Source organism: Sphingobium sp. TB-6 (assembly GCF_012927365.1).
Taxonomy (GTDB): domain Bacteria; phylum Pseudomonadota; class Alphaproteobacteria; order Sphingomonadales; family Sphingomonadaceae; genus Sphingobium.
In genome coordinates this window covers 129831-142333 of the sequence record NZ_JABBGL010000006.1, presented here as the reverse complement: position 1 = coordinate 142333, position 12503 = coordinate 129831, and the positions used below count along the sequence as shown (strand labels likewise).

Sequence of the window (12503 nt, the reverse complement as noted above, 5' to 3'; positions counted from 1 at the left end):
GGTGGGTGAGATGAGCGGACATGATGTCTCTCCTTGTGACTGCAGGAATGACGGCGCGCTAACGCTTCATCCGTTATTCCGCTCCTTTTAGCATCGTTCGGCTGAACCGCACGATAATCAGCTTGCCGTTCCGGGCGCTGGCGTCTTGGGTTTGAAGCGGCATAGATCGGCCACGATGCAGCGCCAGCATTCGGGCTTGCGTGCCTTGCACACATAGCGGCCGTGCAGGATCAGCCAGTGGTGGGCGTCGCGGCGGAAAGGGCCGGGAACGCGCTTTTCCAGCTTCAATTCCACCGCCAGCGGGGTTTTGCCCGGCGCCAGGCCGGTCCGGTTGCCAACGCGGAAGATATGGGTGTCGACCGCGAAAGTTTCCTGTCCGAAGGCGGTGTTGACGACGACATTGGCCGTCTTGCGTCCCACACCGGGCAGGGTGGTCAGAACGTCGCGGTCCTGCGGCACCTCTCCGCCGAAATCGCGGACCAATATCTCGGAAAGGGCGATGACATTCTTCGCCTTGGCGTTGAACAGGCCGATGGTCTTGATATGTGCTTTAAGCCCCTCTTCGCCCAGGTCCACCATCTGCTGCGGCGTTTGGACATCGCGAAACAGGGCGCGTGTCGCCTTGTTGACGCCGACGTCCGTAGCCTGTGCGGAGAGGACCACCGCGACCAGAAGCTGATAGTCATTGCCATATTCCAGCTCCGTGCGGGGCGCCGGATTGGCTTCAGCAAGGCGGCTGAAAAAGTCGAAGATCTGGTCCTTCTTCACGTTCAGAGGCCCAGAACGCCTTTCATGTCATAGCGGCCTATAGGCTGATCGATCAGCCATTGCGCACCCTTGACGGCGCCGCGCGCGAAGATGAGGCGGCTTTCGGCGCGATGGCCGATTTCGATCCGCTCGCCCTCGGTGGCGAGGATGACCTGATGGTCGCCCGCCACGGAGCCGCCGCGCAGGGCCGCGAAACCGATCGCGCCTTTGGCCCGGGCGCCAGTGATGCCGTCGCGGCCGCGCTCGCTATGGTCGGCCAGGGTGATGCCGCGTCCTCGCGCCGCCGCTTCGCCCAGCAGCAGGGCGGTGCCGGACGGGGCATCGACCTTGTGGCGGTGGTGCATTTCCACAATCTCTATGTCCCAATCGTCGCCCAGGCGCGCGGCTGCCTGCTCCACCAGCGCCGCCAGCAGGTTGACGCCGAGCGAGGTGTTGCCGGTCTGGAGCAGCGGAATTTGCCTTGCGGCGTCGTCGATCAGCGCATGATGCAAGGGTTCAAGCCCGGTGGTGCCGATCAGGACGGGCTTCTTCGCCGCGATGCAGGCGTCGAGATGGGCGGACAGGGCAGCGGGCACGGAAAAGTCGATCAGCACGTCACTCCGTTGCGCCAGCGCGAGGGGATCGGTGGTGATGGGGATACCGGGGGCAAGTTCCCCTTCGCCGCTGCGGTCGGTGCCTCCGGCGATTTTCAGCCCGGCTTCCTGGGCGATCTGCGCGATGGCGTGTCCCATGCGGCCTGCTGCTCCGAAAATCCCGATGCTCGTCATCACTGTCATTCCTTAAAATGTCGCGTGGCGGATGCCAGAATGGGCGGGCTCTGTCATCCCTTTGCTACGTCATCCCTTTGCTATTGGCCATCGCAATAGAAAATGGGCGGGAAGGAAAATCGTCGCGAGCGGCTCGCTCGATCGCTAAGCTCAGGGGATGGACGACATTCGCAATATCGTAATCCTGACCGGCGCAGGGATTTCGGCCGAGAGTGGCCTTGCAACCTTTCGCGGGCCGGACGGTCTGTGGGAGGGACATCGGGTCGAGGATGTGTGTACCCCCGAAGCTTTGGCGCGCAACGCCGCGCTGGTGCATCGCTTCTATGACGAGCGGCGGGCGAAGTTGGCGGAGGTCAGGCCCAATGCCGCGCATGAGGCGCTGGCGGCGCTGGATGCGCAATGGCCGGGGGAATTGCTGATCGTCACCCAGAATGTCGATGATCTGCATGAGCGGGCCGGGGCGAAGCGGCTGATCCACATGCATGGGGAGTTGCAGTCGGCGCTTTGCGCGGCCTGTGGGAAAGCGAAGCGCTGGATGGAAGCCTTGCCGCCGGCTTCGGTTTGCGATGGGTGCGGCGAACCGCGATTGCGGCCCGACATCGTGTTTTTTGGCGAAATGCCTTACGAGATGGACATGATCGATGAGGCGCTCCGGCGGGCCGATCTGTTCGTTTCGGTTGGAACCTCCGGCGCGGTCTATCCGGCGGCGGGGTTTGTGCAGACAGCGCGCCATGTAGGCGCGCGGACCTTGGAGCTGAATCTGGACCCGTCGGCAGGGAGCTTCTATTTCGAAGAAAGTCGCATGGGGCCGGCCAGTGATCTGGTGCCGGAATTGGTGCGGGAGTTGTTGGGTTAGTCCGGTCAGGAACTTGCAGCAAAATCCTCCCCACGCGTCTGCATAGGAAAGATTTTCCGCAATCTTATTCGCCGGCTGCGTTATCCGCCGGTTCCAGTTCATCCTTATAGAGCAGCATGACCGAGCCGTCCTGCCCGCCCACGACCCGGATCGGCAGGCTGAGTTGCAAGGCGGATAGGAATTCCTTGCTGTCGGTGATGCGGAAACGGCCGCCGATGCGGAGCGACGAGACACGGGTATCCCCGATCAGGATGGGCGCCGCGCGGTAGCGGTTGAATTCACTGGCCGCCTGTTCGATCGTTTCACCGTCCAGTTCGACCATCTGCTCGCGCCAGGCGGTGCGCTGGCCGATCAGGCGCGAGTCGAGATGGGTGAGCGAAACGCTGCGCGGCTGGATGACGGCGCCGCTGCCCGCGCTGACTTGCTGGGCCAGCTTGTTGCCCGAATGGACAGTGACAATTCCCTGCGTGACCGTCAGTTCGACCATGGAGGGGCGCAGGCGCACGTTGAAGGCGGTGCCGACAGCGCGGATGACGGCTGAACGGGCCTCCACGTCGAAGGGGCGCGAGCGGTCGTGCGCGACATCGAACGAGGCTTCGCCCTTGAGAATGCGGACTTTGCGGCCATGATCGGTGAAGCGGACCTCTGCGGCGCTGTCGCTGTTGAGGTGCAGGGTGGAGCCGTCATTGAGCGCGATGTCGCTGATCTGGCCGATCCGGGTTTCGTAATGATCCACGCCGCTGAAGGTGCGGACGGTGACGATCGCGGCGACGATGAACAGCATCACCGCGACGGCGGCGGCGATCATGATGTTGCGCGACAGGCGGCGCTGCTGTTCCTCGCTGACTATGGCTTCCAGCGGAGGCAGGTTGACCTCGGCGGCGGCACTCTTCAGGCGCTCGGCCGCTTCCCAGGCGGCTTCGGCCCGGGCGAACGCCACGGCATGGCGGGGGTCCGATTCGATCCAGCGGCAGAATTCGGCTTCGTCCTGCGCGCTGGGGTCGCAATTAAGCCTTGCCAGCAGGCGCGCGGCTTCCGCCTCGATCTTGTCCCTGCTTTCGTAGCCCGAATCTGGTCCCGACGCCCGCACGTTCGAAATCCGTTTCCTCACGTTCCGCCCAGGCCCGCATAACTATTGCGATCGCTTTGGCCAGATGTTTTTCAACAGTAGAAACGGATAGAGACATCTCCTCCGCTATTTCCAGCATCGATTTTTCGTGGATACGGCGAAGAATGAAGACCCGGCGGCATTGTGTCGGCAGCGAATCGACGATTGCTTCGACCTGGCGCAAAGCTTCGCGGGCGTGGAGCTGCGCTTCCACATTATTTTCGCCCTGCAGCAATTCCAGGTCGGCAATGGTTTCGAAACTGACCACCTTGTTGCGGCGGGCCGTGTCGATCACCAGATTGCGGGCGATCGTGAAGAGATACGCCCGGCCCGTGGTCACATTTTCCCAATTTTCAGTGGCATAGGCGCGGGCGAGAACCTCCGCGACCATGTCTTCCAGTTCCTGATTGGCAGGAAGTATCCGCCTGAGCCGCCCCCGGAGAGCAGCTTCCTGTGGCAGGATCACTGTCTTGAACCATTCCAGCTTAGCGCGAACCCTGTGCACGTTGACCCCCTTGATGTCAGCCGCGCCTCTCCCGATTTCATCTGTTTGTCATAGTTCAATCATGGATGCAGGAGCCTGTCCAGCGATTGCCGGCGCATTATTTCCCGTTTCTGTGGAAAACTGACTCTCTGTTGCCAAAATGCGTCGATCAGCCCGGCGGGATTTCCGGCGGGGCGCGATCGGGCTGATCGAAATCCGGTCCTTCGGGTATGATTTCCGGCGGTTCGCCGGCGGGCGTCTCTTCGGGCGTGGTGGGCGCGGGCGTTTCCGGCGGCGATTGCGGCTCGATGATGTCCGGTGGGGGGATGCCGTCGGGGGCGGGATCGGGTTGGGTAGCCATGGCTGTTTCTCCTTGATATGGGCTACGCGCAGGCTGGCGCGGGGTTCCCTTGGGAGTTATCCACCAGTTATCCACAGGCTTGGCCTCTGGGCCTTGCTTCGAGAGACTCTTTTCTCTATGCCGCGCCGACCGGCGACCGATGCGGGCGTGGCGAAATTGGTAGACGCGCCAGATTTAGGTTCTGGTATCGCAAGATGTGGGGGTTCGAGTCCCTTCGCCCGCACCAGTGCGCCAGGACGTGGAGCAGCGCCAAGCGCCAACGAAATTCAGCTTTAAGAAAGCGTTTGAGAGAAGAGATGCAGACTGTCGAGACGTTGAACGAGGGCCTGAAGCGCGCCTACACCGTGACCATCACGTCGAAGGACATCGACGCCCGTGTGGAAAAGGAAGTCGCCGCGATCGCGCCGCAGGTACGGATGCCGGGCTTCCGCCCTGGCAAGGTGCCCGCCAATCTCGTCAAGAAGATGCATGGCGAATCGCTGCAACGCGACGCGCTGAACAGCTCGATCCAGGACAGCATTCAAAAGCTGATCGCGGACAACAAGCTGCGTCCCGCGATGCAGCCCTCCGTCGAGCTGGATGAAACTTTCGAATTCGGCAAGGATGCGGAGATCAAGGTGGCGCTGGAAGTGCTGCCCGAAATCGCCGCGCCGAGCGTCGAAGGGTTGAAGCTGGAACGCCTGACCGTCGAAGTCGCTGACGAGCAGGTTGACGAAGCCGCGGGCCGCATCGCGACCCAGCAGGGCGCGCTGGAAGAGCATGCCGCTTCGCACAAGGCGAAGGACGGCGACACGCTGACCATCGATTTCGTCGGCAAGATCGACGGCGAAGCCTTTGAAGGCGGTTCGGCCGAAGACGTGAAGCTGAAGATCGGTTCGGGCCAGTTCATTCCGGGCTTCGAAGAGCAGCTTGCCGGAGTCAAGAAGGGCGATGAGAAGACCATCACCGTCACCTTCCCGGAAGATTATGGCGCCGCCCACCTCGCCGGCAAGGCCGCAACCTTCGACATCACCGTCAAGTCGATCCTGAACGCTGACAAGCCCAAGCTGGACGATGATTTCGCCAAGTCGCTGGGTCTGGAAGGTCTGGACAAGCTCAAGGAGCTGCTGAAGGGCCAGATTGAGCAGGAACATAACGGCCTGACCCGCACGCATATGAAGCGCAAGCTGCTCGACCAGCTCGCCGCTTCGCACGACTTCGACGTGCCGCCGAGCATGGTGGAAGCCGAATTCAACCAGATCTGGGCGCAGCTTCAACATGAAGCCGGCCATGAGGAAGATCCGGAAGCGGCTCTGGCCGAGATGGAAGCGGAGAAGGAAGATTATCGCGGCATCGCGGTGCGCCGCGTCCGCCTGGGCCTGCTGCTCTCGGAAATCGGCCAGGCCAATGGCGTTGTCGTCAACGATCAGGAAATGAACCGCCTGATCATGCAGGCTGCGCAGCAGTACAGCCCGCAGGACCGCGAGCGTTTCGTGCAATATGTCCGTCAGGATCCGATGGCCGCGGCTCAGCTCCGCGCCCCGCTCTATGAGGACAAGGTCGTCGACTTCCTGTTCGAAAAGGCGGAGATCACCGATCGAGCCGTCAGCCGTGAAGAGCTGGAAGCCGCGATCGAGGCCGAAGACGGCGATCTGAAGCCGCACGTCCATGGTCCGGGCTGTGGTCATGACCATGACCATGACGAAAAGCCCAAGGCGAAGAAGGCTGCTCCGAAGAAGAAGGCCGCTGAAGCTGAAGAGGCTCCGGCTGCTGAGGTGGCCGAAGAGGCTCCGGCCAAGAAGGCTCCGGCGAAGAAGGCTCCCGCCAAGCAGGACGAGGCCGTGGCTGAGGAAGCTCCTGCCGATGACAAGCCCAAGGCCAAGAAGGCTCCGGCCAAGAAGGCAGCCGCCAAGGCTTAATAAGGCCGCTTCGGTCTGAATGGATAAGCGCCCGGCTTCGCAAGGAAGTGCGGGCGCTTTTCATTTCTGCCGCGACATGGCAGATGAAATTTTAATCAAGCCCGTTCATGTCGACAGGGACGGGGCGGTAATAAGGTTTGCGTGTCGATGAAGGAATTTCCGGCAGTGGAAAGCGGGGAGGCGGTCGCAAGCCCACGGATAGCGGTCATCCTTCCCTGCTATAATGAGGCTGGCGCGATCGTTCAGACGGTGGAGGATTTTCGCCGCGCGTTGCCGACCGCTGAAATCTATGTCTTCGACAACAACAGCAGCGATGGGAGCCGCGAGCTTGCCGCCGGGGCAGGGGCTATCGTCCGCTGCGTGGCGCAGCAGGGCAAGGGCCATGTCGTCCGCCGCATGTTCGCGGATGTCGATGCGGACATCTATATCATGGCCGATGGTGATGCGACCTATGAGGCCGCCGCCGCGCCGCGGATGGTCGCGGCGATGCTGGAAGACAATCTCGACATGGTCGTCGGCTCGCGCAGGAGCGAGATCGAGGAAGCCTATCGCCGGGGCCATCGCTTTGGCAATTGGGCGCTGACCAGCCTGTTGAAGCAGCTTTTCGGACGCAGCTTCACCGACATTCTTTCGGGCTATCGCGTCTTTTCCCGGCGGTTCGTGAAAAGCTTCCCGGTTCTTTCCGCCGGTTTCGAGATCGAGACGGAAATCAGCGTCCATGCGCTGGAGCTCGCCATGCCTGTGGCGGAGGTGGTCACCGCCTATGGGGCGCGGCCGGAAGGGTCGGTCAGCAAGCTTTCCACCTATCGTGACGGGTGGCGCATCCTGCGCACGATCATCACGCTTTATCGCATCGAACGGCCGGTCCTCTTCTTTGGGATCATCGCTGCGCTGCTGGCCGCGACCGGGCTGATCCTGGCGGCTCCGCTGATCCTCACTTATATGAAGACGGGCCTTGTGCCGCGTTTCCCCACCGCCATATTGGTGACGGGCCTGATGATCCTTGCCACCTTGTCGGGCATGTGCGGCCTCATCCTCGATACCGTCGTGCGCGGCCGGCGGGAGGTGCGGCGGCTCGCCTATCTCGCCTTCAAGGCGCCATCCGATTTCGCCCGGCGCGACTGATTTCGCGCGGGGCATTTGCCCGATCTCACCTGCGTTTCACGCGACCCCTTGAACAGTCTGCATTTTGTCCCGATGTAGTGAACGGGCAAAAGCAATCACCCTGAAAGAGCAAAATGACCGAAATCATGTCCGATCCCATGGCCGCTCTGGTCCCCATCGTTATCGAACAGTCCAACCGGGGCGAGCGCAGCTTCGACATTTTTTCGCGCCTTCTGCGCGAACGGATCATCTTCGTCACCGGTCAGGTCGAGGATCATATGGCCTCGCTGATCGTGGCCCAGTTGCTGTTCCTTGAGTCGGAAAATCCGAAGAAGGACATCTGGATGTACATCAACTCGCCCGGCGGCGTGGTGACGTCCGGCATGGCGATCCACGATACGATGAAATATATCCGGCCGCAGGTGGGCACCGTCTGCATCGGTCAGGCCGCCTCCATGGGCAGCTTCCTGCTCGCCGCTGGCGAGCCGGGCAAGCGGATCGCGCTCAGCAACGCCCGGATCATGGTCCACCAGCCCTCGGGCGGCGCGCAGGGCATGGCGTCGGATATCGAGATTCAGGCCAAGGAAATCCTGCGAATCCGCAGCCGCCTGAATAATCTCTACGTGGAATATACCGGCCGTTCGCTGGAGGAAGTGGAACGGGCGATGGACCGCGATACCTTCCTGGAAGCAGAGGAAGCCAAGGCGTTCGGTCTGGTCGACGAAGTGTTTGACCGCCGCCCAGCCGCGGCGGACACGAGCGAAGGCTAAACCCGATGTTTACCGCCCGCGCCCTTTTCTCCCCTTGTGAAACGGGCGCGTCGCGGTCTAGGATGATCCTAGGACCAGAATATCCCTCGTCACAGGCGGCTGTTCGCCTGAAAGAGGGAAGAGAGATTGGCGAATGACTAAGCTTACGGGCTCCGATTCTAAAAGCACGCTTTACTGCTCCTTCTGCGGCAAGTCGCAGCATGAGGTGCGTAAGCTGATCGCGGGGCCGACCGTGTTCATCTGCGACGAGTGCGTGGAACTGTGCAACGACATCATCCGCGAGGAGACCAAGGGCGGTCTCGTCGGCAAGAAGGATGGCGGCGTGCCGACCCCGCAGGAAATCTGCGATGTGCTGGACGATTATGTGATCGGCCAGAACCGGGCAAAGCGCGTCCTGTCGGTCGCCGTCCACAACCATTACAAGCGCCTCAACCATGGCACCAAGCCGGGCGAGGTCGAGCTGGCCAAGTCGAACATCCTGCTGGTCGGGCCTACCGGTTGCGGCAAGACCCTGCTCGCGCAGACGCTGGCCAAGACGTTCGATGTGCCCTTCACCATGGCCGACGCCACGACGCTGACCGAAGCGGGCTATGTCGGTGAGGATGTCGAGAATATCATTCTCAAGCTGCTCCAGGCCTCCGACTATAATGTCGAGAAGGCGCAGCGCGGCATCGTCTATATCGACGAAATCGACAAGATCAGCCGCAAGGCGGAGAATCCCTCCATCACCCGCGACGTGTCGGGGGAGGGCGTTCAGCAGGCGCTGCTCAAGTTGATGGAAGGCACGACCGCTTCGGTTCCGCCCCAGGGTGGCCGCAAGCATCCGCAGCAGGAATTCCTGCAGGTCGACACGACCAACATCCTGTTCATCTGTGGCGGCGCGTTCGCAGGTCTGGAACGGATCATCGGTGACCGTCTGGAAGCCAAGTCGATCGGTTTCGGCGCCCATGTCGCGGCTCCTGAGGAACGCAAGACCGGCGAATTGCTGCGTCAGAGCGAGCCGGAGGATCTGCTGAAATTCGGCCTGATCCCCGAATTTGTCGGCCGTCTGCCGGTCATCGCGACGCTGGAGGATCTGGATGTGACCGCTCTGGTCAAGATCCTGATCGAACCGAAGAACGCGCTGGTGAAGCAATATCAGAAGCTGTTCGACATGGAGAATGTGGAACTCAGCTTCACCGACGACGCGCTGACCGCGATCGCCAAGAAGGCGATCGAGCGCAAGACCGGCGCGCGCGGGCTTCGCTCGATCCTGGAGGCGATCCTGCTCGACACTATGTTCGACCTGCCTTCGATGGAAGGCGTAGGCGAAGTGGTCGTCGACAAGGATGTGGTCGCGGGCAGCAAGGAACCGATTCGCGTGTTCAGCGAGAAGGACAAGCGGGCCGAAGACGCGGCCTGAATCCATCCTTTGACAGTTTGAAATTTGGGGTCGGCGGTGCTTCGCCGGCCCCTTTTTTATGCCTGTATCGCAACCGCACAAAAAATCCTGCTGCGTTGCAAAATTGCACCACTGTTAAACAGTGGCATCGCAATATAATTAAATTGTTTAATATCAATAATTTATATGAGTCATTTCAAGTCCCTCATGTCCCACTTGGTCTGGCTGAGGCGGCCGATGACTGATGGCTGTTATATTGTCGTAAAACTGTAATCAGAGCATCACAGGGCCGTCGCCATCGGCCGCCACAGGCGGCGCCAGCTCCACAGAGCAAAATAAAGCCGGCGCGACGCGCCAAACTTTAAAAGGGACAATGTTCAAATGAAACAGCTTCTTATGTGCAGCGCCGCGCTTGTCGCCGTGGCTGCACCAATCGCCGCGTTCGCGCAGTCGACGGGTTCGATTGACTTTGAGAATGAGATCATCGTGACGGGCGCGACTACCCCGAAGGGGCTCGCCGGCGTTGAACTGCCCGAAACGAGCAAGGCTCGTGGCGTTCTGAATCAGGAAGTCATTGAGCGCCAGATTCCGGGGCAATCGGTCAACGACATCATCAACCTGCTGCCCGGCGTCAGCTTTCAGAATAACGATCCCTTCGGTTCGGCCGGCGGCACCATGTATATCCGCGGCTTCGACAATACCCGCATTTCGCAGACGTTTGACGGCGTTCCGCTGAACGACTCCGGCGGCTATTCGATCTATTCCAGCCAGCAGCTCGATTCCGAACTGATCGAGCAGGTCAACGTCAATCTCGGCACGACCGATGTGGACAGCCCTACGGCAGCGGCGACGGGTTCGACGGTCAACTACCGCACCCGCAACCCCACCGACGATTTCAGCGTGAAGGTCGTTGGCTCGGCTGGCGATTTCTCCTTCTTCCGCATGTTCGGATCGATCGATACCGGCGTGTTCACGCCCTGGGGCACCAAGGCTTTCTTCGCAGCCAGCAAGGCGACCAACGACACCATCTTCAATAATCGCGGCGAGATCAGCAAACAGCAATATAATGCCAAAATCTATCAGCCGATCGGTGACAATGGCGATTTCATCGCCATCGCGGCGCATTATAACGAAGCCTATAATAACCGCTTCGGTTCGGTGACGTTCCGCAACGACGGCGTGGGCGCCGTGCCCAGCCGTTTTCCGAACAATCGCGACGAGCGCGACTATGTGATCCCCTATTGCACCACGCAGATGCCGGCGATCGCGGGCGTTGCGGATGCCGCGACGAGTTGCGGCTCGACCTTCGATGAGCGCGTCAACCCGTCGAAGACTGGCAATATCCGCATCAATTCCCGCTTCACGCTGGCGGACAATCTGATCCTGACGGTCGATCCGAGCTTCCAATATGTGCGTGCCAATGGCGGCGGTACGGCGACGGCGCGTGAAGGGTTCCGCGATATCAATCCGGGCAGCGGCGTGACCAATGCGGTCGGTTATCTCGGCGGCAGCCCCTATTTCGGCTATGACGTCAATGGCGACGGCGATCTGCTGGACTCGATCCGCGTGCTCGCACCCAGCGAAACCAACACCCGCCGCTATGGCCTGATCGCTTCGTTGCGCTATAATTTCTCCGAGGATCAGTCGGTCCGAATCGCGTACAGCCTTGATTATGCGCGGCATCGCCAGACCGGCGAGACCGAGTTCCTGCGTAATGACGGCCAGCCGCTGCACGCTTTCCCGGAAGAAGGAAATCCGCTCAAGGACGCGACGGGTTCGATCCTGCAGAAGCGCGATCGCTTCTCCAAGGCGATCCTCAATCAGCTCGCCGGCGAATATCGCGGCAAGTTCGACGCGCTGACGGTGACGGCTGGCGTGCGCGCACCTTTCTTCAAGCGCGACCTCAACAATTATTGCGCGACGTCGAGCGCCACCGGCTTTGTCGAATGCTTCGGCACGAACAGCGCGGGCGCGGCGCAATATGCGGCGCTCAACCCGACTATCCAGGGGCCGCAGCGCCGCGTCTTCAAATATAACAAGGTTTTGCCGAACATCGGCCTGACTTATGACGTGACCAATGCGCTGGGCGTGTTCGGCAATTATTCGAAGGGCTTGCAGGTTCCGGGCACGGACAATCTGTACAACAGCTTCTTCTTCGCACCCGACACGGCATCGGCCAAGCCGTCGCCCGAAACCACGGACAATTTCGACCTGGGCGTGCGCTACCGCAGCAGCAAGGTTCAGGCGCAGCTATCGCTCTGGTACACCATCTACCAGAACCGTCTGGCGTCGGCCTATGATCCGGAAACCGATCGCACGCTGTACCGCAATCTGGGCCGCGTCGACAAATATGGCATTGACGGCAGCGTTTCCTATCGCCCGATTCCGGAATTGGTCTTCTATGCCTTCGGTTCCTATCTGAAGTCGAAGATCAAGGATGACGTGTTGTACGGCGAATGCACCTCCGCCAACGTCTTGGCGGGCGTTGCGGGTTGTGCGGCTGCGGGTGATCCGATCTACGCCCAGACCAGCGGCAAGCGGGAATCGGGCGCGCCGGTCTACACCATCGGCGGTCGCGCGCAGGCGATCCTGGGTCCGGTCGAACTGGGCGTGCAGGTGAAGCGGACCGGTCCGCGCTACGTCAACGACCTCAACCGTCCGTTCACCCTGGGCGGCACCATCATCGGCGGCGTGGCCGTCAGCGGCGGCACGCAGGTCATGGATGCCAAGGCGCCTGCCTACACGCTGGTCGATCTGGATGCGCGTCTCAGCCTTGCGCCGCTGGGGATGGGCGACAAGACCTATTTGCAGCTCAATGTCAGCAATGTGTTCGACAAGCTTTATTATGGCGGCTTTGACGGGCGTCTCGATGCCGGCTTTGCCGCGGCCAGCAACCTGCCCTTCGTGCAGATCGGTTCGCCGCGCACCTTCATCGGTTCGGTGGTGTTCGGCTTCTAAGCGGCCATTTTCGTAACGGAAAAGAGAGGGCGCGGAGCGATCCGCGCC

11 protein-coding genes and 1 tRNA gene are annotated in these 12503 nt (G+C 61.1%); 7 read left to right on the top strand and 5 right to left on the bottom strand.

The genetic code is table 11. The features are described from left to right. Window positions 1-117: 117 nt before the first annotated feature. Together nth and dapB are read right to left on the bottom strand one after the other, a co-directional pair. The gene (nth, locus tag HHL26_RS10480) at window positions 118-768 is read right to left on the bottom strand and encodes an endonuclease III (RefSeq protein ID WP_066558151.1); all 651 of its coding nucleotides are present in this window, start codon (window positions 766-768) and stop codon (window positions 118-120) included. Between the two features lie 2 nt (window positions 769-770). Then, on the bottom strand, window positions 771-1535 hold the full coding sequence (gene dapB / locus HHL26_RS10475) for a 4-hydroxy-tetrahydrodipicolinate reductase (RefSeq protein ID WP_066558146.1): 765 nt from the start codon (window positions 1533-1535) through the stop codon (window positions 771-773). A 157-nt stretch (window positions 1536-1692) separates the two neighbouring features. Between dapB and HHL26_RS10470 the strand changes: the two genes are divergently transcribed. Then, window positions 1693-2391: an NAD-dependent deacylase gene (locus HHL26_RS10470; protein WP_066558143.1), complete on the top strand. Its 699-nt coding sequence runs from the start codon at window positions 1693-1695 to the stop codon at window positions 2389-2391. 64 nt (window positions 2392-2455) lie between these two features. On the opposite strand, the gene HHL26_RS10465 is transcribed toward HHL26_RS10470, so the two are convergent. The 3 genes from HHL26_RS10465 to HHL26_RS10455 form a co-directional block, all read right to left on the bottom strand. Beyond that, window positions 2456-3481, bottom strand: coding sequence for a FecR domain-containing protein (locus HHL26_RS10465; RefSeq protein ID WP_066558139.1), 1026 nt, complete (start codon window positions 3479-3481; stop codon window positions 2456-2458). Further along, window positions 3399-4004 carry a sigma-70 family RNA polymerase sigma factor gene (locus HHL26_RS10460; RefSeq protein WP_066558136.1) on the bottom strand — a complete coding sequence of 202 codons (606 nt, stop codon included), beginning with the start codon at window positions 4002-4004 and terminating at the stop codon, window positions 3399-3401. Before HHL26_RS10460 ends, HHL26_RS10465 begins: the two co-directional genes overlap by 83 nt. 148 nt (window positions 4005-4152) lie before the next feature. After that, window positions 4153-4344, bottom strand: a complete 192-nt coding sequence (locus HHL26_RS10455; protein ID WP_066558130.1) for a hypothetical protein — start codon at window positions 4342-4344, stop codon at window positions 4153-4155. A 141-nt stretch (window positions 4345-4485) separates the two neighbouring features. Here HHL26_RS10455 and HHL26_RS10450 point away from each other — a divergent pair. From HHL26_RS10450 to HHL26_RS10425, 6 genes are all read left to right on the top strand, one after another. Further along, window positions 4486-4570, top strand: a tRNA-Leu gene (locus HHL26_RS10450). A 70-nt stretch (window positions 4571-4640) separates the two neighbouring features. After that, on the top strand, window positions 4641-6242 hold the full coding sequence (gene tig / locus HHL26_RS10445) for a trigger factor (protein WP_066558125.1): 1602 nt from the start codon (window positions 4641-4643) through the stop codon (window positions 6240-6242). 147 nt (window positions 6243-6389) lie between these two features. Further along, window positions 6390-7367 (top strand): glycosyltransferase family 2 protein, encoded by a 978-nt coding sequence (locus HHL26_RS10440; protein ID WP_066558122.1) that lies wholly within the window; start codon window positions 6390-6392, stop codon window positions 7365-7367. A 113-nt stretch (window positions 7368-7480) separates the two neighbouring features. Then, complete coding sequence (gene clpP, locus HHL26_RS10435; protein WP_066558118.1) at window positions 7481-8116, top strand: ATP-dependent Clp endopeptidase proteolytic subunit ClpP; 636 nt, start codon at window positions 7481-7483, stop codon at window positions 8114-8116. 133 nt (window positions 8117-8249) lie between these two features. Next, on the top strand, window positions 8250-9518 hold the full coding sequence (clpX, locus tag HHL26_RS10430) for an ATP-dependent Clp protease ATP-binding subunit ClpX (protein ID WP_066558115.1): 1269 nt from the start codon (window positions 8250-8252) through the stop codon (window positions 9516-9518). A 360-nt stretch (window positions 9519-9878) separates the two neighbouring features. Next, window positions 9879-12455, top strand: coding sequence for a TonB-dependent receptor (locus HHL26_RS10425; RefSeq protein WP_066558111.1), 2577 nt, complete (start codon window positions 9879-9881; stop codon window positions 12453-12455). Window positions 12456-12503 lie beyond the last annotated feature (48 nt).